Origin of the sequence: Qipengyuania sp., assembly GCF_042095715.1 — a bacterium.
Classification (GTDB): domain Bacteria; phylum Pseudomonadota; class Alphaproteobacteria; order Sphingomonadales; family Sphingomonadaceae; genus Qipengyuania.
In genome coordinates this window covers 1-22,744 of sequence record NZ_JBELMO010000043.1, presented here as the reverse complement: position 1 = coordinate 22,744, position 22,744 = coordinate 1, and the positions used below count along the sequence as shown (strand labels likewise).

17 protein-coding genes and 1 tRNA gene are annotated in these 22,744 nt (G+C 64.8%); 14 read left to right on the top strand and 4 right to left on the bottom strand.

Going from position 1 to position 22,744, the window contains the following annotated elements:
• Positions 1 to 332 precede the first annotated feature (332 nt).
• From ACFDTG_RS10835 to ACFDTG_RS10790, 10 genes are all read left to right on the top strand, one after another.
• On the top strand, positions 333 to 683 hold the full coding sequence (locus ACFDTG_RS10835) for a hypothetical protein (protein ID WP_375291056.1): 351 nt from the start codon (positions 333 to 335) through the stop codon (positions 681 to 683).
• 155 nt (positions 684 to 838) lie between these two features.
• Positions 839 to 1,465, top strand: coding sequence for a lytic transglycosylase domain-containing protein (locus ACFDTG_RS10830; RefSeq protein ID WP_375291055.1), 627 nt, complete (start codon positions 839 to 841; stop codon positions 1,463 to 1,465).
• 9 nt (positions 1,466 to 1,474) lie between these two features.
• Positions 1,475 to 1,771 carry a TrbC/VirB2 family protein gene (locus tag ACFDTG_RS10825; protein ID WP_375291054.1) on the top strand — a complete coding sequence of 99 codons (297 nt, stop codon included), beginning with the start codon at positions 1,475 to 1,477 and terminating at the stop codon, positions 1,769 to 1,771.
• 13 nt (positions 1,772 to 1,784) lie between these two features.
• Positions 1,785 to 2,069, top strand: a complete 285-nt coding sequence (locus tag ACFDTG_RS10820) for a type IV secretion system protein VirB3 (protein ID WP_375291053.1) — start codon at positions 1,785 to 1,787, stop codon at positions 2,067 to 2,069.
• A gap of 42 nt (positions 2,070 to 2,111) precedes the next feature.
• Positions 2,112 to 4,535 carry a VirB4 family type IV secretion/conjugal transfer ATPase gene (locus ACFDTG_RS10815; protein WP_375291052.1) on the top strand — a complete coding sequence of 808 codons (2,424 nt, stop codon included), beginning with the start codon at positions 2,112 to 2,114 and terminating at the stop codon, positions 4,533 to 4,535.
• A complete protein-coding gene (locus ACFDTG_RS10810; protein WP_375291051.1) occupies positions 4,532 to 5,719 on the top strand; it encodes a type IV secretion system protein in 1,188 nt (395 codons plus the stop codon). The genes ACFDTG_RS10815 and ACFDTG_RS10810 overlap by 4 nt, the downstream gene beginning before the upstream one ends.
• A complete protein-coding gene (locus ACFDTG_RS10805) occupies positions 5,716 to 6,525 on the top strand; it encodes a TrbG/VirB9 family P-type conjugative transfer protein (RefSeq protein WP_375291050.1) in 810 nt (269 codons plus the stop codon). Before ACFDTG_RS10810 ends, ACFDTG_RS10805 begins: the two co-directional genes overlap by 4 nt.
• A 4-nt stretch (positions 6,526 to 6,529) precedes the next feature.
• Entirely contained in the window at positions 6,530 to 7,672 is a 1,143-nt protein-coding gene (locus ACFDTG_RS10800) for a TrbI/VirB10 family protein (protein ID WP_375291049.1), read from the top strand.
• Positions 7,673 to 7,691: 19 nt separating this feature from the next.
• On the top strand, positions 7,692 to 8,720 hold the full coding sequence (gene virB11 / locus ACFDTG_RS10795) for a P-type DNA transfer ATPase VirB11 (RefSeq protein WP_375291048.1): 1,029 nt from the start codon (positions 7,692 to 7,694) through the stop codon (positions 8,718 to 8,720).
• A gap of 123 nt (positions 8,721 to 8,843) precedes the next feature.
• Positions 8,844 to 11,813, top strand: a complete 2,970-nt coding sequence (locus ACFDTG_RS10790; protein WP_375291047.1) for a TonB-dependent receptor — start codon at positions 8,844 to 8,846, stop codon at positions 11,811 to 11,813.
• A 55-nt stretch (positions 11,814 to 11,868) separates the two neighbouring features.
• Here the strand turns inward: ACFDTG_RS10790 and ACFDTG_RS10785 are convergent, their stop codons facing one another.
• Positions 11,869 to 12,606, bottom strand: a complete 738-nt coding sequence (locus ACFDTG_RS10785) for a queuosine precursor transporter (RefSeq protein WP_375291046.1) — start codon at positions 12,604 to 12,606, stop codon at positions 11,869 to 11,871.
• 60 nt (positions 12,607 to 12,666) lie between these two features.
• On the opposite strand from ACFDTG_RS10785, the gene ACFDTG_RS10780 reads away from it, so the two are divergent.
• A tRNA-Arg gene (locus tag ACFDTG_RS10780) sits at positions 12,667 to 12,743 on the top strand.
• Positions 12,744 to 12,850: 107 nt separating this feature from the next.
• Here the strand turns inward: ACFDTG_RS10780 and ACFDTG_RS10775 are convergent.
• Entirely contained in the window at positions 12,851 to 13,933 is a 1,083-nt protein-coding gene (locus tag ACFDTG_RS10775; protein ID WP_375291045.1) for a YihY/virulence factor BrkB family protein, read from the bottom strand.
• A 152-nt stretch (positions 13,934 to 14,085) separates the two neighbouring features.
• Here ACFDTG_RS10775 and ACFDTG_RS10770 point away from each other — a divergent pair, with 152 nt between their 5' ends.
• From ACFDTG_RS10770 to ACFDTG_RS10760, 3 genes are read left to right on the top strand one after another with little or no spacing between them, the layout of a single operon-like run.
• Positions 14,086 to 16,410, top strand: a complete 2,325-nt coding sequence (locus ACFDTG_RS10770; RefSeq protein WP_375291044.1) for an autotransporter assembly complex family protein — start codon at positions 14,086 to 14,088, stop codon at positions 16,408 to 16,410.
• Positions 16,410 to 20,648: a translocation/assembly module TamB domain-containing protein gene (locus ACFDTG_RS10765; protein ID WP_375291043.1), complete on the top strand. Its 4,239-nt coding sequence runs from the start codon at positions 16,410 to 16,412 to the stop codon at positions 20,646 to 20,648. The genes ACFDTG_RS10770 and ACFDTG_RS10765 overlap by 1 nt, the downstream gene beginning before the upstream one ends.
• Positions 20,648 to 20,872: a hypothetical protein gene (locus tag ACFDTG_RS10760; RefSeq protein ID WP_375291042.1), complete on the top strand. Its 225-nt coding sequence runs from the start codon at positions 20,648 to 20,650 to the stop codon at positions 20,870 to 20,872. Before ACFDTG_RS10765 ends, ACFDTG_RS10760 begins: the two co-directional genes overlap by 1 nt.
• Here ACFDTG_RS10760 and ACFDTG_RS10755 read toward each other — a convergent pair.
• Both ACFDTG_RS10755 and ACFDTG_RS10750 read right to left on the bottom strand, forming a co-directional pair.
• Positions 20,867 to 21,862, bottom strand: coding sequence for a DUF2891 domain-containing protein (locus tag ACFDTG_RS10755; protein WP_375291041.1), 996 nt, complete (start codon positions 21,860 to 21,862; stop codon positions 20,867 to 20,869). The genes ACFDTG_RS10760 and ACFDTG_RS10755 overlap by 6 nt on opposite strands.
• Positions 21,853 to 22,744: DUF979 domain-containing protein (locus ACFDTG_RS10750; RefSeq protein WP_375291040.1), on the bottom strand; the 892-nt coding region annotated here is incomplete at its 5' end. The genes ACFDTG_RS10750 and ACFDTG_RS10755, both read right to left, overlap by 10 nt.

The following is a 22,744-nucleotide window of genomic DNA, read 5'->3' as shown; positions in this document are numbered from 1 at the left end:
CGATGGAAATTTTTCACGAGCGACGGTCCCCTCATAAAACCGATTCAAAAGGAAGCGCGATGAGCGCGCGAATCGCCAGCTAGGCCCGTTCAATGACAGTTTGAGACGCACGGTGACGGTTTCTTTACAGCGCGAAAGAAAGCGCCCGGCGGGCCCGCAAAGTGCCTTCGAAAATCGATAAAACATTGAAAGGAAACAATTCCGCCGCGCCCCTTAAGCTCGGGCTTCGCAAGCGCGAAATGACAGAAATGTTGCAATATGACAGAATTGTTGCATTTCCCGGCAATTCGGAGTAAGACTGAGGTTCGCCAGGTTTAGGGAGATTCTTGGAGATGCTTTTCATTCTTACGGCCGCCGCAGCCGCGGCAACTGCCCAACCGGTTCAGGACGTGGCGTATGAGGAGCTGGTCGCCGGTCGCAACCAGGCTGCCATCGCGTCGATCACCGCGAATTCGAACCTGGATGCCGACAACCCGGCCCGCCTGATCAATCTTGGCGTCGCTTATGCGCGCGACGGCGATATGGAACGCGCCCGCCAGATGTTCAGCGCCGTGGCGGAAAGCCGCGAAGTGGTGGAACTGGAAACGGTGGACGGTGCCTGGGTCGATGCGCGCGAACTCGCCAGCCGGGCATTGGCGATGCTGGATGCCGGCGAATTCCGCACCAAATTCGCGAGCCGTTAGACGAAAAGAGCGCAAACCCGCGCTGATCTATACGGCCTGTCGCTCTTTTGGAGCGGCAGGCCGATTGTTTTGGGGCGCTCCGGAAGGGCGGGGTTAACCATATTGTCACCCTTGTGTAATGTATAAGCGCCACTGGACCTTATCGGAGGGCGCCCATGATTCTTTCCGCATGTTTGCGTGCGGCTGCGGCCCTTGGCCTGGCGCTGATCGCGGTGCCGGCCTCGGCCGACGTGCTGGAAATCGGTAGCGACGGCCCCCGCTGGGTCGCCGGCGCTCCCGCCATGTCCGCGTCCGCCGTCGATATGGTGGAAGCCACAGCCACGCTTCCGGTTCCCGAATCTTTGATCGTACCCGATCACATCGTGGCCGATCCGGGCGTGACGGGCGGCGGCGTGCCAGCCGCTTTCCGCAAGAAGGTCGCCGAATTGTCCGCGCGGTTCGATCTCAGCCCCGCACTTATAGAGGCGCTGGTCTGGCAGGAGAGCCGCTGGAATGCCGGCGCGGTGTCCCCTGTGGGCGCACGCGGCCTTGCCCAGCTCATGCCGGGCACGGCCCGCGATCTGGGCGTCGATGCCAGCGACCCCTTCGCCAATCTGGAAGGCGGGGCGCGCTATCTTCGAGAGCAGCTCGACCGCTTCGACGGCAATGTCGAGAAGGCGCTTGCCGCTTACAATGCGGGGCCGGGCCGGGTCATCAAGGCCGGCGGCGTCCCGCGCATCCGCGAAACCCAAGGCTATGTCGCGGCCATCATGGGCCGCCTTTCCAATCACTCCCGGGAGTAGACCAGTTCTATGCGTTCGCTTTCTCGCCTGACTGCACTTGCCGCCCTGTTGTCGCCCACCGCGGCCTTCGCCCAGGCCGATCCGGCCGGTTCGGGGCCGATCGTGGCCGCGGTCGGCTGGCTCCAAGGCACGCTGCTGGGCAATGTCGCCACCGCCGTGGCGGTGATGGCCGTGGCCGCCGTGGGCTTCATGATGCTGACCGGCCGCCTCAACTGGCGCTTCGGCGCGACCGTGATCATCGGTGTATTCATCCTGTTCGGCGCGGCATCGATCGTGGCCGGCATCCAGCAGGCCGCCGGGGCCTGAGGGGGGAGGGCGCATGACTCAGCTTAGCCGCCATCGTGTCCACCGCGCTCTTACGCGCCCGCAGATGTTCGCGGGCGTGACCTACAACTATTTCATCATCAACGGCATGGTCACCACCGAACTGTTCCTGATCACGGGAAGCTTCTGGGCCCTGCCGGCGGCGTTGCTGATCCATGCGATCGGCTATTTCGCCTGTCTGCGCGAACCGCGCATCTTCGATCTGTGGATGACCAAGGTTTCGAAGTGCCCGCGGGTGAAGAACTACAAGCACTGGGGCTGCAACAGTTATGCCGCCTAGACGGTCCTTCGCGACCGGGTTTGGAAAGGGAATGGTCCGAGCATGAGCAAGTGGAAAGGAGCTGCGGCCTGGGGCGCGAAGGAAGCGCGCGCGGGCGACCGGCTGCCTTACGCACGGCTGCTGGACGAAAGCACCGTGCTGCTGCGCGATGGCAGCGTCATGACCGCATTGCAGGTCCCCGGCCTCCTGTTCGAGACCGAGGATTCCGATGCGCTGAATTCGCACGCCGCCACCCGCGAGGTGATGCTGCGGTCTACGCTGGACGCGCGTTTTGTCCTTTATCATCACGTCGTGCGCCGCCGGGTTGAAGTCGAACTCGATGCCTCGTTTCCGGATCCGGTAAGCCGCCATATCGATGCACGCTGGCAAGAACGACTGGGCTCGGGATCGCTGTTCGTGAACGACCAGTTCGTCACGCTCATCCGGCGGCCCGCGCGTGGCAAGGCTGGTCTGGTGGAGCGTGTCCAGAAGACGACCCGCCGCAAGAAGGGGGCGGTCGAGGCCGATCCCAAGGACGTGCGCTCGCTCAAGGCGGCGGCCACGGGGCTGCTTGCATCCCTCTCGAACTACGGCGCGCAGCTGCTGGGCGATTACGTCGGGCCACAGGGCCACACCAACAACGAGATCCTGGAACTTCTCTCGGCGCTCTACAACGGCGAGATGCGGCCCGTGCGGCGCCCGGCCGACAATATCGATATCGGCAATCTGCTCCCCTACCGGCGCGTGTCGTTCGGGATCGACGCCATCGAGCAGCGCGGCTCTGGTGCGCCGGAGTTCTGTTCGCTTCTCGGTCTGAAAGACTATCCCGAGGCGACCAGCCCAGGCCTGCTCGACCCGCTCCTGCGCCTGCCATACGAGATGGTCGTATGCGAGAGCTATGCGCCGACCGAGCGCCAGACCGCGCGTGAACGCATGGATCTGGCCATCCGCCGCCTGAAATCGGCGGACGAGGAAGCCGCCGCCGAACGCGCCGACATGCTGGCCGCGCGCGATGCGCTGGGCAATGGCGCGGTCGCATTCGGCGATCACCACCTGACGGTGATGGTGCGCGAACGCGATCTTGCCCGCCTAGACGATGCCACCGCCGCCTGCGCCGCCGCGATCAGCGACACCGGCGCGATCGCCGTGCGCGAGGACACCAATCTGGAACCCGCCTTCTGGGGCCAGTTCCCGGGCAACGAAGGCTATCTGGTCCGCCGGGCGCTCATCTCCACCGCCAACATGGCCAGCTTCGGCTCGCTGCATGGCTTTGCGCTGGGCAGCGCCGCGAACAATCACTGGGGGGATGCGGTCACGCTGCTGCAGACCACCAGCGCGACGCCGTTCTTCTTCAATTTCCATCACGGCGATCTGGGTAATTTCTCGGTCATCGGGCCTTCGGGCTCGGGCAAGACCGTGGTCATGAACTTCCTCGCCGCGCAGGCGCAGAAGTTCAGCCCGCGCACGATCCTGTTCGACAAGGATCGCGGGGCGGAACTGTTCATTCGCGGCATCGGCGGACGCTATGACGCGATCCGTTCGGGCGAGCCGACCGGTTTCAACCCGCTGTCGCTGTCCGATACGCCGGGCAACCGCGCATTCCTGCGCGAATGGCTGGGCGTGCTGCTGAAGGCCGAAGGGCCGGAGGAAGAGGCGACCATCGCTGGCGCGGTCGACGCGGCATACGGCAACGACCCGACCCTGCGCCGCCTGCGCAATTTTCGCGAGCTTCTGTCCGGCACGCGGCGCCCGCAACCGGGCGATCTGGCCGATCGACTGGCCGCCTGGATCGGCCATGGCGAGCATGCCTGGCTGTTCGACAACGCCGATGACCGGCTGGACATGCGAGCCCGCGTGCTGGGCTTCGACATGACCGCGCTGCTGGAAAATCCGCGACTGCGCACGCCGACCATGATGTATCTGTTCCACCGCGTCGACGAGCGGCTGGACGGCAAGCCGACGATGATCCTGATCGACGAGGGCTGGAAGGCACTGGACGACGAGATCTTCGCCGCGCGCATCCGCGACTGGCTGAAGACGCTGCGCAAGCGCAACGCGCTGGTCGGCTTCGCGACGCAGAGCGCGCGCGATGCGCTCGACAGCCGCATTTCCACCGCGCTTGTCGAACAGACCGCGACGATGGTGTTCATGCCCAACAGCCGCGCCCGGGCAGAAGATTACTGCGACGGCTTCGGCCTCACCAGCCACGAACTGGCGCTGATCCGCACGCTTCCGGCACACAGCCGCTGCTTCCTGGTGCGCCAGCCGGATGCCAGCGTGGTGGTTCGCCTAGACCTGTCGGGCGCGCCCGAGGTGCTGACGATCCTGTCGGGCCGCGAAAGTGCCGTGCGCCGGCTCGATCTGCTGCGCGAAGCGGTGGGCGATGCGCCGGCCGACTGGTATCCCACGCTCACCGGCTCGGCGTGGCCGGGCGGCGCCAATGATTCCGGGAGCGATGACGACATCGCCAGGATGGCAGCAGAATGAACCCGCAGAACTGCCAGGCCGCCGCGGACGGCGTCGCATCGGGCATCGCCGCCGCGTTGCAAGCGGTGGATTGCGTGGCCGGCAATGTGACCGGCCAAGCCTTCGGTCGCCTATTCGCGCCCGGCGGATCGATGGCGACCGTGCTTACGATCCTGCTGACGCTGTATGTCGCTTTCTTCGCGCTCCAGCTGCTCACCGGCCGCGCCAGTCTCGGCATCAAATCTCTCACGCCGCGCATGATCACGGTCGGTCTGGTCCTGACTTTTGCCACAAGCTGGGTCGCCTATCAGAGCGTGGTGTGGAACCTGGCGGTGGCATCGCCCGACTGGATCGCGGGGGTTCTCACTGGCGACAAGGGTTCCGCGACACAAACCTTCGCCGCGAAGATCGATATCGTGTTCAAGGCCGTTCAGGAAGCCAGCCAGGGGCAGCAGGACATCTCCGCGTTCTCGGGCCCGGGCATGATGTGGCTGGGAGCGATCCTCTTGTTGCTGGGCACGGTCGGCATCCTGGTGACCGCGCGGATCGCGCTGGCGGTGCTGATCGCGCTCGGCCCGATTTTTGTCGTGCTGGCGCTGTTCAACGGCACGCGCGGGCTGTTCGCGGGGTGGGTCAAGGGCCTGACCATGCTGGCCCTCGCACCGCTCTTCGCCGTGCTGGGCGGCAGTGTGATGCTCGAACTGGCGGTTCCGATCCTTTCGGCTCTGGTGGCGACGCCCGGTCAGGTCGATCCGCAGGCGGCCATGGGCTTTTTCATGATCGGCGCGGTGCATGTCGCGCTGATGGTGATGGTCATCAAGGTTGCGGGCACGATGGTGTCGGGCTGGACCGTGTTCGGTCTTGCCATTCCGGAGCGCGACAGGGACCGGGGCATGTCCGCGGTGCCGCCCGCCGCGCCCGCTATGCAGCCTCAGCTTACACAGGCGCAGGAGGCAAGCCAGGGCATGGCCGCCGCTCGCCGGATCGATATTTCCGCACAACCGGTCGGTGCCGTGGCGAACGACGGGGGGGCCGGCCGCTCCGCCGCGTCCAGCGGATCGCGCACCACGGTGATCCAGTCCTCTTCAGGCAATGGTCAGATGCAACCGCTCAACACAGGTCCGTCGCGCACGCAGGGGGTGGGGAGTCGGTTCCGCTCGCCCGCCAAGGCATCCGGTGCGCGCATCACGGAGAAGCAAGCATGATACGTTCGTCCGCCGCCGCACTGGCAATGGCCGTCATGGCCATGCCGATTGCCGCCCCCCTCCACGCCGAAGACGCGCGCCTGGTCGAAGTGACCTATGACGAAGCGAACGTTTTCCGTATCGAGGGCCGCCCCAAGGTCCAGGCCACCATCCGTTTTGCCGAGGACGAGGCGATCGAGAACGTCGCGGTCGGCGATTCCAACGCCTGGCAGATCACGCCGAACAAGCGCGCGAACCTGTTGTTCGTGAAGCCGCTGGAAGAGCGCGCGAAGACCAATATGACCGTGGTCACCAACAAGCGCACCTATCTGTTCGACCTGGTCGCCAGCCCCACGGCCAAGCCGCTCTATGTCATGAGCTTCACCTATCCCAAGGAAGAAGCCGCCAAGGCTGCGGCGCAGTTGGCGCAGGCGAGGCAGCAGACCACTCCGATCGAGGACGCGGCGGCCAGCGACGACCTTGCAGTTCTCGATCCGGCCGAACTGAACTTCGCCTGGAACAAGACCGGCGATGCCGGCCTGCTGCCCGAAAACGTGTTCGACGATGGCGAGGCGGTGTTCCTGACCTGGCCCGAAGGCCGCACGGTTCCCGCGATCCTGATTACCGATTCCAAGGGCACCGAAGGGCCCGTCAATTTCAGCGTGCGCGGCAATACCATCGTGGTCGATGGTGTGCCCCGCCAGATCGTGCTGAGGTCCGGCAAGGACATGGCGACGATGGTCAACACCGGGCCGGAACGGCCCCGTTCACAAGCACCCAGCCAGGCCCGCGCCGATACTGCGCTGGCCCAGCAGGACCGGAGATAAACCCATGCGTCTCGCGATGAAACTGCCCGCCAAGGATGTCCACACGGGCGTCGCCAACGATGTCGATCCGCGTGAAGATGCGGACAATCTCGATGTCATCGATCTGGCCAGCCGCAATGCCTATCCCGCGGTCGCGGGGAAAAAGGGCAAGGCCGATGGCCTTGGGATGGTTGCCGGCATCGCTATCGTGGCCGGGCTTGGTCTGGTCACCTTGTGGAGCATGAACGCTGCGCGGACCGAAAAGCCGACGCCGGAGGCAATCGGAAATCCCGCTGTGCAGCCCCCTTTCGAGGCGTTGCCACCTTCCACGATGCCGCAGCCAGGCATTGCTCCCCCCCCGCCTTCGATGCCAATGGCGACGGCGGACCCGGCACCCGCGCCGATCTATGCCGGGCCGCCGAGCCCGGACATGATGCCGAGCGCCACCGCCAATCCCTATAGCAGCCCCACCGTCGTCTTCGACGCGGGCGGCGCGCCCGCCACGGCGGCCGTTGCCGCCCCCGGTGAACCTGCCGTCGGCGGTCCCGCACCGAGCGGAAATTCCGCCAACGATTTCGCCAGCCGTATCGGCGGCGTGGGCGGTGCTGCGGCGCAGGCGAAGGCTATGACCAATCCGGCCACCACGGTGACGCAGGGCACATTGATCCCGGCGGTTCTGGAAACCGCCATCGATACCAATGTGCCGGGTTACGTGCGCGCGGTCGTGAGCCAGGACGTTCGCAGCTTCGACGGCAGCAAGGTTCTGGTGCCACGTTCCAGCCGCCTGATCGGCCAGTACCAGTCGGGCCTGCAGGGCGGGCAGAAGCGCGCCTATGTCATCTGGACGCGGCTGATCCGTCCCGATGGCGCATCGGTCAATCTCGCGTCGCCCGCCATCGGTTTCGACGGCACCACGGGCCTTGCGGGCAAGGTTTCGGGCAACAGCTTCTTCAAGCGATTCGGCTCTGCCATGTTGTTGTCTGTCGTCGGCGGGCTGGGCGGTCTGGTTTCGGGCGGCGCCAGCGTGGTGCTGGGCGGGGCGAGCCAGTCGGCCGCCGCGGTTGCTGCCCAGGAAGACAGCAAGGTCGGCCCCACGGTGCGCGTGCGCCAGGGCGAGCCGATCCGCATCTTCACCGCGCGCGATCTCGATTTCTCGCAGGTCAGCTGATCCGAGCTTCTGACCGCCAGTGACCGCCGACATCCACCCCTTCCTGCCCGACGACAGGCCGGACGAAGACGCGCCCGCCGTCGACCTGCAGGGCGAGCGCAGCGTCTATCTGGAGGCCTACCTGGCCCCGTTCGCGGAGTGGTTGCAGCGCGACACCGTGACTGAGATCATCGTCAATCGACCGGGCGAGGTATGGGTGGAAGATGCCGCCCACCCCGGCATGCAGAAGATCATGCGCGCCGACATCGACGACCGGTTGATCCAGCGCCTGGCCGAACAGGTCGCGCGCGTAAGTCATCAGGGCATCAACCGCGAACACCCGCTGTTGGGCGCCACCCTGCCCGATGGCGCGCGCGTGCAGTTCTGCGGACCGCCCGCCGCGCGAAAGCATTGGGCGATGGCGATCCGCCGCCACCGCCGGCTCGACCTGCCGCTCGATGCCTATGATACCGGACCCCTTAAGCCGCCCTCGTTCGGCGATCTGCCAGATCCGCAGGAAACCCCGGTGGCCTTCCTGCGCGAAGCGATACGCCAGCGGCGCACGATCCTGATCTCGGGTGGCACCAGCACCGGCAAGACCACCTTCCTCAACGCCATGCTCGGCGAAATTCCCCGGCACGAACGCGTGGTGCTGGTGGAAGATACGCCCGAACTCAAGCTGCCGGGTGAAAACGGCGTCGGCCTGGTCGCGGTGAAGGGCGAGCTGGGCGAAGCCAAGGTGACCGCCAATGAACTGCTGCAGGCTGCCCTGCGCCTCAGGCCGGATCGTATCGTGCTGGGCGAACTGCGCGGTGCGGAAAGCGTCAGCTTCTTGAGAGCGATCAACACCGGCCACCCGGGCAGCTTTTCCACCATCCACGCCAACAGCCTGCGGGGCGCGCTGGAGCAGCTGTCGCTGATGGTGATGCAGACCGGTATCGGCCTGACCCGGGCCGACACAATCGCCTATGCTGCCAGTGTCATCGACGTTCTGGTGCAGCTTGGTCGCGACGAGAACGGCAATCGCGGCATCGCGCATATCGCCGAAAGTGCCGCGCTGCTGGGCTGATCTGCGGTGCTCAGGGTGTGCCATTCCGTGACCGGATAGCGCCGCCGCTTGCAGCCCCGCTCATTCGTGATACCTTCCCTGGCTCGAGCCGCGAATAACGTGGCCGATCATGGGAGAGAGAGTATGAGGGCGATTACGACCCTGCTGGCTGGCGTGTGCGCCACAGCGATTGCCGTTCCGGCACTGGCACAAAGTACTACCGAAAGCCCCACCGCCACAACCAACCCTGACACGATCGTGGTCACCGCGCAGCGCCGCTCCGAAAGTCTGCAGTCCGTACCGATCGCGGTCAGCGCCTTCGATGCCGCGGCGCTCGAATCCCAGCAGATCGAAAACGCCAGCGACCTGCAACTCACGCTGCCCAACGTGTCTTTCACGAAGGGCAACTTCACCAGCGCGAGCTTCACCATTCGCGGCATCGGCGATTTATGCGTGGGCGTCACCTGCGACAGTGCCACCGCCATTCACATCAACGGTTCGCCGTTGTTCGGCACGCGCCTGTTCGAAACCGAATATTTCGATCTCGAACGGATCGAGGTGCTGCGTGGTCCGCAGGGCACGCTGTTTGGCCGCAACGCAACTTCCGGCGTGGTCAACATTGTCACCGCCAAGCCCAACCTTTCAGGCTTCGAAGCCGCGGGCGAAGTCGAGAACGGCAATTTCGACAGCATCAAGGCCAAGGGAATGGTCAATATCCCGCTGGGCGAAACGATGGGCGCCCGCGTGGCGGGTTTCTATCTCAATCGCGATGGGTTCACTGAGAACCTGTACGATGGATCCACCCTAGATGGGCGTGACATGTACGCGGTACGCGGTTCGTTCAGGTGGGAACCCGGGCTCGATACCACCATCGACCTGATGGGCTTTTATTTCCACGAAAGGGATGATCGGCTCCGCATCCAGAAGCAGCTTTGCCAGCGTGATCCGACCGGGGTCCTGGGCTGCCTCGCCAGCCGCCGGGATTTCGCCAAGACCAACGCTGATTCCACGCTGGCGTCCGTCCTGAGCTCGCGTGAATTGTTCGCCATACAGGGCATTCCGACGGCGCTTGCCCTGGGCAGCGTCTATTCAAACGATGGCGACGGCTATTCCAGCTTCATCGAGCCGAACGACGTCCGGAAGGTCCGCACCGCATTCCAGCCCGAATATTTCGCCGACGAACTTCAGTTGCAGGGCCATCTCGACCAGGGTCTCGGTTCGCTCAACCTGTCGCTGACGGGGATCTATCAGGAAACCACCGTCGATTCGCGCCAGGATTACAATCTCGGCGTGCTGTCACGGTCGGGTTATGCAGCACCGCTGGGCACACTGGCGTTCTTTGCGGCCAACGGACTACCCACCGGGGTTGCCTCGCCCGCGTTTATTCCCGGCTCCTCAGCCTATTTCCGTCCGATCGCCGCGGCGTTGACTCCGAACGGGCCGGGCGGCGTCCTGTGCACGTCGGATAACGATAACGGCAACCTCGGCGCGTTCGAGGGCAATTCGATCTGTTCCGACGTGCCTCTGACCTTCGACCGCTCGGTTCAGTATCAGACCGCGTGGTCAGCGGAGGCAATCGTCAGCAGCGATTTCGACGGCATGTTCAATTTCCTCGTCGGGGGAATCTACGCCCGCACCGATGTCTCGGAAAACAGCTATTACGTGAATGCTTTCGGGCTGGATTACGCCGCCGCCATACTGGGGACGTTCTCTGCCTTTGCCGCCGGCGCGCCGCCGAGTTATCTGGCGACCTCGATGTATCGCAACAACACCGCCGACTTTTCGCTGAAAAGCTATGGCATCTTCGGCGAAGCTTATGTCGATGTGTTCGATCGCTTCAAGCTGACGCTGGGTGTGCGTTACAACAATGACGAGAAAGAGGTAACGGCGCGCACCTCCTTCGCCAATGTCCTCGCCCCGTTCGGCGGAACCGGGGATCCCTTCGACGCGACACCCCTCGGCGCGCGGTTCGATGCGGATTCCGCGACACCTTGCCCACCCGGTAGCCCGGCGGGCGCGGTGGGTTCGGTGCCGGGGTGCGAGGCCTTCCAGGTTCGTAGCGTAGGCTTCGATGCGGTCACCGGCCGCGCAGTCGCCGATTTCCGCATCACCCCGGACAATCTGATCTATGCGTCCTATTCTCGCGGATACAAATCGGGGGGCATCAATCCGCCCCTGTCGCCCGTCTTCGCGGTGCCGGAGAATTTCGATCCCGAACATATCGACGCGTTCGAGATCGGCAGCAAGAACACCATCGCCAACGGGATGCTGCAGCTCAACGCGACGGCGTTCTACTACAAATACGACAGCCTCCAGCTAAGCCGTATCGTGGCGCGGACCTCGGTCAACGACACGATCAATGCCAACATCTGGGGCGCCGAACTGGAAGCGATCATCCGGCCCGATCCCAGCTGGCTGTTCAACATGAACTTCAGCTACCTGAATGCGGAAGTGGCCGGGGACCAGTTCTTCTCCAACCCGCGTGATCCGGGGGGCGGCGATCCCAACGCGGTCATCATCAAGGATCTGTCCAACGCCTCGCTCTGCGCTGTGACGGGGGCCGGAGCCAATCTGTTCGTCGGCGCGATCAACGGCTCGCTCGGCCTGCGCGGGCCCACCGCCTTCCCATCGGACAGCGGCATTGCATCGACCGGTGCCTTCAGCATCTGCTCGGTTCTGGCCGCCCAGGCCCCCACGGTCGGCGCGCTGTTTGGCGGGGTTAATGTGCTGAGCCCCGGCGTGGAGGTTAATCTCCGGGGCAACAAGCTGCCACAGGCCCCCACGACCAAGGCCTCGGTCGGCGTCCAGTATACCGCCGATTTCGCCAATGGCATGACGCTGGTTCCGCGCTTCGACCTGGCCTATACCGGGGAACAGTTCGGCAATGTCTTCAACGGCAACGTCAACCGGATCGAACCCTTCGTTCAGGCGAATGCGCAGATCCAGCTGAACGGTTCGGACGACCGATGGTTCGTGCGTGCCTTCGTGCAGAACATGTTCGATCGGGATTCCGTGACGGGCCTTTACGTGACCGACGCGTCGTCGGGCAACTTCACCAACATCTTCACCCTCGATCCCCGCCGCTACGGCATCGGTGCCGGGTTCAGGTTCTAAGGGCAAGCTTCGTAAGATGATGCAGGGCCGGGTCGAAAGCCCCGGCCCTTTTTTCCTAGCGCGAGCGTGCGAAGGGGGAAAAATCCGTTTCCGTGTCGAACAGTTCCACCCCCTCGGCGCGTTTCAGCCTTCCGATCACCACATAGGTAAGCGGCGTCAGGATCGCTTCCCACGCCGTCTTGATCGCCCATTGCGACAGCACCACCTGCCAGAGCAGTTCGGGCGGCCATCCGGCGATGCCGTAGAACGCCAGTGGATAGAAGATCAGGCTGTCCAGCCCCTGCCCCACAATCGTGGAGCCGATGGTGCGGGTCCACAGATGCTTTCCGCCGGTCCACACCTTCATGCGCGCAAGGACATAGCTGTTGGCGAATTCGCCCACCCAGAACGCGATCATGGACGCGGCGACGATGCGCCAGGTGTTGCCGAACACTTTCTCGTAAGCGGCCTGCCCGTCCCAGCCCGCCGCCGCGGGCAGGCTGACGACCGCCCAAGCCATGAAGGCCATGAACAGTAGCGCCGCAAAACCGGTCCAGATCACCCGGCGTGCACGGGCATAGCCATACACCTCCGTCAGCACGTCGCCGATGATATAGCTGACGGGGAAGAACAGCACGCCGGCACCGAACGACCATTGGCCCCCGCCGGGCAGGGTGACGTAGCTGGGCTTGGACGCGCCGATCAGATTGGACAGCAGCAGGATGGTGACGAAGGCAGCCATCACCAGGTCGTAATATTTGAAGTGCAGCCCTGGCGCTGCGGAGCTTTCGCGGACGAGGGCGGGGTTATCCATGGTTTGCGCGTTCTAGAGGTGTTTGGCAGCGCCGCAAAGCGCGCTATGGGCGGTCGCGACGCGCCCGTAGCTCAGCTGGATAGAGCACGCGCCTTCTAAGCGTGTGGTCGCAGGTTCAAGTCCTGCCGGGCGCGCCATTCGCCGTCAGACGAATCGGCGCCGATCTATCGGGGGGGTGCGCCGTCAGGTATGAAGGATCTCGGCGTGGCGATCCTTTTTCCCGTCATGCACGCTGGTGGTCAGGCTATGGCGTAACCTTTGTGTGATCCTTGTCTGCATTATAGGGGTTGGCATCAACCTCGCTCGCGGCCGCGTTGTCATCCGTCGGCGCGGCTTCTTCTTCGCCAGTCTTCGACATCTTCCGCATCTGGCGGGATGCGGCGCGGCGCTGGCTCTTCTCGAGCCATTGTGCGATCGACAAATCGCCTTCCGCGACATCCGCAAGAACGGCCCCGCGCGATCCTGCGGGTTGCGGCGGACCGGTCGTGGAATCGACCGTGGTCTGCCGCTCGATCTCGGCATTGAACAGGGCGCCGGCCAGCACGCCATAGGCGCTGAGGAAGAGCCACATCAGGAACACCACGATGGCAGAAAGCGAACCGTAGGTGGCGTTGTAGTCGCTTACATAGGCGACATAGAGCGCGAAGCCGAAGCTGATCGCGATCCACAGCAGGGTCGCGAGCAGGGCGCCAGGCGCAAGCCACCGCCACCGCGCTGGGCTGCGGTCCGGCCCGTAACGCATGATCAGCGCGAAGCCCGCAGTCCCGAGCGTGATGGCCACGACCCATGCCGCGATCTTGAACACCAGTTCGAGCCCCGCGCCGAGCAAGTTTTCCGCGTGGGTCTGAAGCCAGGCGAAGGACCCGGCGCTGGCGATCCCGACCAAGGCGATGAAGATGCCCGCCAGCGTCAGCGCGGCAACCCGCAGCGTCAGCGGAACGATGCCGCGCGTTTCATGCTCCTCATTGATGATGTTGAGGGCCGATACCAGCCCGTTGGCCGCCCGCATTCCGCCATAGACGGCGAACAGCAGCGCGATCACCAAAGCGAAACCGGTGACGCCGGCATTCGTCGTGATGGCGGATATGAGCTGCTCCTGGAGCAGGGTTCTGGCTTCGGCGGGAAGAACCGTCGTGAGCGAGCGGATCTGACGCTGGACCATCTCCACATTCCCGACGAGGCCATAGATCATGACCGTCGCAGCCAGCAGGGGCGTCAGCGCGAGAAAGGTGAAGAACGCGACACCCGCCCCGACCAGGGACAGATTGTGGAACCCCCACATGGTGTAAACCCGCTTGAGGATCATCCGCCATGCCGGCCAGGGCATCTGCAGCGGGGAAGTGGCCGTTGCCCCCGGCGCATCTTTTGAGGATGGACGTTCGCTTGCTTCGGAATTACCGGGATAATTTCCCTGTTGGGTCTCTTTCGCTTCGGACTTGCTTGGGATAGGGGCCAAACCGGCTTCCTTTGGAATGGTTAATGGGTTCGCTTTTACTGAGAACGGACAAGGTGGACATTGGTGCCGTGGCTTTACGTGCGCTGCGCGCGGGCACCGCACTGTCCGTTGCCTTCGCAAGCACCGGCCTCGCCGCCCAGACCGCCCCTGACGAAACGGCGAAGGAACAGGCCGAGCCGGCGCTCGCCGTGCCCGCACCGCCGCCCGATGTCGCTTTGCCGGAGGTCGAGCCGATCATCAGCGACGAGGAATTCGACGAGACGGTTCCGGAACTCGATCCCGCCACGGACGAAGAGCTGCAGGGACCGCTCGAATCGATAGAGGCGTTCGAACGGCGGATCGCCTCGGAACAGGCCGATGCCGAGCCTGTCGAAGGCGCGGAGGCGCCGTTGGGAGATCCTGCCCTGTCCGATGGCGATGCGGTAGAGGAGATCGGCGACGCGCCGATCCGGGACGCCGAGCTGGTCGCTCCGCTGCCCCCGCTCGAGACCTTCGAGGTGCAACCCGTGCAGTTCGCAGAGGATGCCACCGACGAGGAACTGGTCGAGGTCGCTTACGATGTGCAGGTCAACGGGCTGACCGCTGCCGACGAAGAGACCGAGACCAACCTCGCCGATATGTTCGACGACCTTTCGGCGCTGCGCGATGGTAACGAGGTTGCGGCCAACGTCGCCCAGGTTTCCGCGCGGCTGACCGAGGATAGCGCGCTGCTGAAGCGGATTCTGGCCTCAGAAGGCTGGTACGAGGCGAGCGTCGCTACGCGGGTGGACCGGTCCGAGGAGGCCAATGGCCAGCCGCTTACCGCCGTTCTCGATGTGGTGCCCGGTCAGCGCTTCGTGTTCTCCGACATCGTGATCGATGCCGAGCCGACCGAACCCGCCGACCTGATCTCAAGCAATCTGGCGCTGGAAGTTGGCGAGCCGATCGTGGCGGAGCGGGTCCAGGGGGCGGAGGCCAATGTCGCGGTTCGCTTGCCCGAGAACGGATATCCCTTCGCGACCGTGGGTCAGCGCGACATACTGCTCGATCAGGATACCGGCGACGGCGTGTACACGCTGCCCGTCGATACCGGGCCGCGCTCCCGCTTCGGCGGAATCGAAACGACCGGCGATCTCGTCTTCGATGCCGAGCATGTCGAAGTTCTGGCGCGCTTCGAACGGGGCGAACTCTACGACAGCCGCGACGTGGACGACTTGCGCCAGGCGTTGGTGGCGACCGGGCTGTTCAACACCGTCTCTGTGGTCCCGCAAAGGAGCGGGCAGGACGCCGGTGACGGGACCGAATACGCCACGATCCTGGTCGAACAGGAAGCTGGCCCGCCGCGTACGATTGCCGGCAGCGCAGGCTATGGGACGGGGCAGGGCTTCCGCGTGGAGGGCAGCTGGACGCACCGCAACCTGTTCCCGCCCGAAGGCGCCCTGATCGCGAACGCCGTGGCGGGAACGCAGGAACAAGGGGCGGGATTGACGTTCCGCCGCTCCAACGCCGGTCGGCGCGATCGGACATTCCAGCTTCGGGCCGACGCGTTCCATTCCGATTACGACGCCTTCGAGGCGTTCACGGGGCAGCTTTCCGCCCTGATCAGCTATGATTCCACGCCGATCTGGCAGAAGCCGTTGACCTATGCCTATGGTGCCCGGCTGATTGGGACCAATGAACAGGACTACAACTTTGACATCGGCGAGCTGGAACGCCGGACGTTCTTCATCGCCGGGCTCACCGGCCAGATCGGCATCGATCGCACCGACAGCTTGCTGAACGCGACCGAGGGCTTTCGCGTTACCGCTCTCATCGAGCCTGAGGGCTCACTGGAGGGCGGATTTACGCCTTACGTCCGTGCCCGCATCGATGGTTCGGCCTATTACCCGGTGACCGATGCCATCGTTCTGGCCGGGCGTGTGAGGGTCGGGACCATCCAGGGCGCAGAGCGATCCGACATCGCGCCGTCGCGGCGGTTCTATGCCGGCGGGGGCGGTTCGGTACGCGGGTTCGGCTATCAGGAACTGGGGCCGCGGGTCGAATTGCCCAATCCGGACTTCGATCCCTCCGACCCGGAAGAGGAAGACGATCCGACCTACTTCCGGCCCGTCGGCGGGCGCAGCCTGAACGAGGCCGCAGCCGAGGTCCGCTATCGCTTCGGCAATTTCGGCGTCGTCGGCTTCGTCGATGCCGGGCAGGTTTACGAGGATACGCTGCCGACCTTCTCCGACATTCGCTTCGGCGCGGGGATAGGCGGGCGGTACTACACCAACTTCGGGCCCCTGAGGCTGGATGTGGCCATGCCGCTCGATCGTCGTCCGGGTGAGAGCAATTTCTCCGTCTACGTGTCCATCGGGCAGGCGTTCTGATGGCTGAGGACGGCACCGTGGAGACGGCGGGCGAGGAGCCGGAGACCGAAAGCGCAGAGCCCAGCCATCGTGGCCGCACCGTGGCGAAATGGGTCGGGATCGGACTGGCGGCTCTGGTCGCCATCATCGCCGCAGCCTTGCTGTTGCTTAATACCGGGCCGGGCCGGCGTTTCGTGGTCAACCAGATCGAGGGGCTGGAATTTGAAACCGGCATGGAGATCGGCATCGGCCGGATCGAAGGTTCGCTCTATGGCGAAATGGTCCTGCACGATTTCACGGTCTCCGACCCCAAGGGCGTGTTCCTCAGTTCGCCCGAGATGCGTGTCGACTGGCGTCCCTTCGCCTTCATCCGCAATCACGTCGACGTCCGTTCGCTCACCGCCGAGCGAATGACATTGCTGCGCTTGCCAGAATTCAACGAAACGCCACCGTCGAACGACCCGCTGTTGCCGGATCTCGATATCGATATCGGGCAGTTGCGCATCGATCGCTTCGTGGCGGAAGCACCCGTCAGCGGCGAGCGCAGGGTCGCTGCCCTTGCGGGGGCGGCGCATATCGCGGACGGGCGGGCGCAGGTCTCGCTCGACGGGCGTACGATCGAAGGACGCGATCGCGCGGGCGGCGACCGTATCGCGCTGAAACTCGATGCGGTGCCGGAAGAAAACCGCCTCGATCTCGATCTCGATCTCAACGCACCCGAGGGCGGCGTGATCGCAGCGCTGGCCGGACTGACCGACCCTTTGCGTGTTCAGCTGAGCGGCAAGGGGGACTGGAATAATTGGAACGGGCGGTTCGATGCCAATCTGGCGGGATCGGAGTTCGCGCGGCTTGCCCTCGGCGCGCGGGACGGCACCTTCACCCTGCGCGGCCCGACCCGTGTGGCGCGCCTGTTTGAAGGGCCGACCGCGGCTCTGCTCGGGCCGATCCTCAATGTCGATCTGACCGGTGCGCTGGCCGACCGGCGCGTCGATCTGTCCGGTGGTCTGTCCAGCGACGCGTTCCGGCTCGACACGGATGGCCTGATCGATCTGGGCGAAAGCGCATTCCAGGATCTGAAGCTGGACTTCATCCTGCTGAAACCGTCCGCGCTCGCAGAGAACCTGTCGGGCAGCGGCATCCGCGGCGAACTGGCCCTCAATGGCGCCTTCGCAACGCCCGAAGTGCAATACGACCTCAGCGCCAGTCGCCTGGTCATGAACGACATGGGTCTGACGGGGTTCACCGCCAGCGGTGCCGCCACGGTGAATGCGGATCGGATCCTCATTCCTGTTCAGGCCCGTGCCGCCCGTATTACCGGGTTGGACACGGTGGCAGGCGGCACGCTCGCCAATGTCCGGCTGGACGGCGATGTGGCGATCGATGGGCCGCGCATCCTTTCGGATAACATGCGCGTGCGCTCCGACCGGATCGATGCCCGCGTCATCCTGCTCGCCGACATGTCCAGTGGGCTCTACACCGGCGCGATCGACGGGCGGATCGACAATTACCGGGTGGAAAGCGTCGGCGTGTTCGATATCACCACCGATGTCGATCTCCGGACTGAGGGCTCCGGCTATGCCCTTGCCGGGCGGGTGCGGGCGCGTTCGCGGGCTCTCTTCAACGAGAGCGTGCGCGACTTCCTCGGCGGCAATCTCGTCGCTTCGGCTGATGTGCGCTATGGCGGAGACGGGGTCGCGCGCTTCACGAACCTGCGCCTGACATCGCCGGCGGTGCGGATTACGCGCGGTGCGGGAAGCTATTCTCCCAGCGGCGCGATTTCCTTCAATGCCGATGGGGTGACCGATCAATATGGAGCGGTCGGCGTACGTCTGGCTGGGACCATCGCCAACCCGCGTGCCACCATTACGGCGGAGCGCCCCGATTTCGGTATCGGCCTCGCCAATCTGCGCGCCAACATCAATGGCGCGCGGGGCGGCTATCGCCTCGATGCCACTGCCGACACCGATTACGGCCCGCTGACTGCCGACGTAATCCTCGGCACCGGTCGGCAGCTGACACTGGATATCCAGAGCGCCAATTTGGCCGGAATCGATTTTGCCGGCTCGCTGCGGCAGACGGCTGCCGGCCCATTCGCGGGCCGACTGACGGCGAACGGGCGTGGTCTGGGCGGCGTGGTTCGCCTGGATGCCGAGGGGCGCTATCAGGAGGCGCTGATCAATCTGCGCGCACGCGATACGGTTCTGCCCGGTCCCGCGCAGCTTGCGATCGGATCGGCCATCGTCGATGCGCGCGTGGTCCTGTACGACACGCCTTATGTCGTCGCCGATGCGCAACTTTCGCAGACGAGGGTGGGCGGCCTCAACCTGACAGCGGCACGCGCCAAGATCGATTACCGTAACGGTCGCGGGCAGGCGCGCATCCTGGCCGAGGGGGTCAGCGGTGTGCCTTTCCGCGTGGCCGCGAACGCCGAACTGGAACCCGACCTTTGGCGGGCGGCGCTCAAGGGCCGCGTGCGCGGGATCGACTTCCGGACCACCAGCCCCGCACGCATCATCCCCGGCAATGGCTCTTACGAGTTGCTCCCTACGAGGATCGATTTCGGACAGGGGAATATCCGGCTCGCCGGTAAATACGGCGAGGGACTGAAGCTGCAAAGCCGGCTCGACACCGTTGATCTTGCGTTGTTCAACTCCTTCGTACCGGGGCTGGGTGTCGGCGGGCGGGCCAGCGGCAGCCTGGATTTCGAACAGGCCACGCCCAACGCATTTCCGAAAGCGGATGCACGCCTGCGCATCGATGACTTCACGCGGACCACTGCGGTGTCGGTCAGCCAGCCGATCGACATCAACTTCGTAGGCAAGCTCCTGGCCGACGGCGGCGAAGCCCGGGCGGTCATGCGCCGTCGCGGCACAGTCATTGGGCGTGTCGTCGCATCCTTGCGGCCGCTGCCTCCAGGGTCCGGAAGCTGGACCACCCGGATGCTGTCGGCGCCGCTTGGTGGGGGAATTCGCTATAATGGCCCGGCGGACACGCTGTTCTCTTTCGCCGGTCAGCCCGATCAACGCCTTTCTGGGCCGATCGGTGTCGCTGCGGACTTTTCCGGTCGGGTTCAGAGCCCCGAACTCGCCGGCATCGTGCGCGCCAGCGACCTGACCTATGAAAACCAGACCTACGGCACGCGCCTTTCGAACATGGCGTTGCGCGGCCGCTTTACCGGGGATCGCTTCGAGCTGGAGCAGATGCGCGCCACAGCGGGCGACGGTACAGTCGCGGCGCAGGGCTTTGTCAGCCTGGCATCGGACCGGGGCTATCCCATGGACTTTTCCGTCACGCTCGACGATGCGCGGCTGGCGCGCAGCGACGCGCTGGCGGCAACGGCGACCGGCGAGCTCAAGCTGACCAAGGCGGCGGGGCAGACCGCGCTTCTGTCCGGGCGTCTCACGCTGCCGGAGACGCGTTACGAGATCATTCGCCAGGGCTCGGCCCAGGTGCCCGAGCTGACCGGCGTACGCTTCAAGCCGCCCAAGGGGCCGCAACGCATCACCGGCAGCGAACCCGCGGAAGCCGGGCCTGGTCTGTTGGATCTGCTGCGGCTGGACGTGGCGCTCGAAGCGCCGGAACGGCTTTATGTTTCCGGCATGGGGCTGGAGAGCGAGTGGAGCGCCGATCTCAATCTTGGAGGTACGAGCGCCAATCCGCGGGTCACCGGTGCCGTCGAACTCGTTCGCGGGACCCTAGGCTTTGCGGGCCGTTCGTTCGAACTGAACGAAGGGCGGGTGCGCTTCACCGGCGGGACATCGATCGATCCGGTCATCACGCTGGTTGCGACCGAGGATATCGAGGATGTGACCGTCAACGTGAATGTGACGGGCCGCGCAATGGACCCGCAGATCGCCTTTTCCAGCGTGCCCGGCCTGCCGCAGGACGAAATCCTTTCGCGCATCCTGTTCGGCAGTTCGATCGGCAATCTCTCGACGCTTCAGGCGGTCCAGCTTGCGGCTTCGCTCAACTCCCTGCGCGGGTCGGGTGGTGGTCTGAACCCGCTGGGCAAGCTGCGTTCCGCCGCCGGCATCGACCGGCTGCGTATCCTGGGCGGAGACGAGACCCAGGGGCGTGGAACGGCGCTGGCGGTGGGCCAGTACATCACCGACGACATCTACGTGGAATTCATCACCGATGCGCGCGGGTTCACCGCCACGCAGCTGGAGGTCAGCCTGACCCCTGCGCTCTCGATCCTCAGCCAGGCTGGCGGCTCGGGCACGACCAATGTGAATGTACGCTATCGGAAGAACTACTGATGCGCGGCGCCCTGGTGGCTCTCGCCTGCCTTGCCTTTGGGCTCTCGGCCTGCCGGCAGGAACCCTCGTTCGACGAGCGGTACGACACCGCGCAGAAGAAGATCGAGGGCATGGTCGACGACATCGATCAAGACCTGGAGCGAGGCGCCGTTGCGGCCCAGCCCGGCGACAATGCTACCGGTGATGACGAACCGAACGACGGGGACGGATCGGACGCGTCATAAGTCCTGGGCGGCCAGCATCGCGAGCAGTGCAAAGCTCGCAAGCCAGTGTTCGCCCATGTAGTCTCCGCTGACATGCGGCAGGCTCGCCTCGAAATGCTCCTCAGCCCGTCGCTTCAAGAGAGGGGTAGCGGGGTGCTCGCCCAGAACTTCGCGTACCGATAGCAGGGACCAGGCCCGGCTGAGGTTGAGCCCGTCGAGATGCGCGATCTTGCCGTCGCTGCGATCCGAAACTGTGACGGGGCGACATTCGCGCTCCAGCCAGCCATTTGCCAGCACCAGCTCTTCGAACCAGCCCGCAAAGGCGAGCGAAGGCATGACACGGCTCATCAGATGGGCGCTGGTGAGGACGGGGGAAAGGAATTCGTCGCCGCCGGGTTCCCAACCGCGATAGTCCTGGCGTGCCGAAAAGGCCGCCATCGCCCACTCGTCGATGGTCGCCAGAAGGACCGGGTCGTGCGTCTCGGCCCATTCGCGCGCAAGCACAAGCGCGAAGGGCGTGTTGAAATGCGTGCCGACCGTGATCGGGTACGTCAGCACCTTGAGATAGCTCCTGAACCGCGTCGCGAAGGCGCTCGCCAGCGGGGCGAGGCGTACAGCCCATTCGCGATCCCGATGCCGCTCCGCTTCTAGATGAAGATAGAGCAGCCAAGCCCAGCCATAGGGCCGCTCGAACCCGCGCGACAGCGGCCTTTCGAGATAAGCCAGTTCGGTGGCGAGCTTTTCGGGCGTGAAAGTCTCCTCCGCCAGGTCTCCGATCCGCCGTGCTTCCGAGGTTCCGGGATGAAGGCGACGAAGGGTGAGAAGCGTCCACCAGCCATGTACGCAGCTGTGCCAGTCGTAGCTGCCGAAGAAGGCGGGATGCAGCACGCGCGGGGGAAGAACGTCGTCGTCGGCGCCCATCGCATGGTCCAGCTTGTGCGGATATTCGCGCGCCACATGACCGAGCGCGATCCGGGCGAAGCCCCGGGCTACCTCCTCGCTCAACTCCACAACAGGAAACCCCCGACATAGATGATCGCTACGTTGCAGACCCACAGCGGGATCGCCGTGCCGATCTGTTGCCGGATCACGCCGTTCTGATCCTTCAATTCGAGCAGGGCAGCGGGCACGATGTTGAAGTTGGCCGCCATGGGCGTCAGCAGTGTCCCGCAGAAGCCCGCGAGCATGCCGACCGCGCCGATGACCGCCGCATTTCCTCCATATTGTTCCACCAGCAGCGGAATTCCGATGGCCGCCGCCATCACCGGAAAGGCAGCAAAGGCGTTGCCCATGATAATCGTGAACAGCGCCATGCCCAGCGCATAAACGATGACCGTGGCCAGCACGCTTCCGCCCGGGATGACGGCACCGGCCACGCCCCCGATGATGTCCCCGACGCCCGCCAGTGCGAAAACCGCCCCGAGGGCCGCCAGCATCTGCGGAAGGATCGCCGCCCATCCGATCGAATCAAGCAATCGGCGCCCTTCTTCCGCAGGGGCGAGGGCAGGGGGCCTCAGCCAGATCATCGCCACGAACAGGGCGATCAGGACGCCGATGCCGAACAGCAGCAGGGTTTCGCGCCGCGGTTCGAAAAGGCCCGTCTGCCCCAGCGGAGTGTAGTTGTAGAGCAAGGTCCCGGCGACGGCCGTGAGCGGCACGACAAGCGCGGGGAGGAATAGCCGGTTGCCAAATCTTTGGGAGAACACCACCCGCTCGCTGGGGGAGGTCGTCGGCGGTTCGCTGCGGCTGAGCCATCCGGCCCCCGCGACCGCAACCATCGCCAGGACAAGCACGCCGTTGGCGAAATCGGATAGGTGACTTCCGAACAGGAAGCTGGCGGCAAGCAATCCCCAGAAGGCGGCATTGCCCTTGCGACCATCCCGCAGGCTGAGG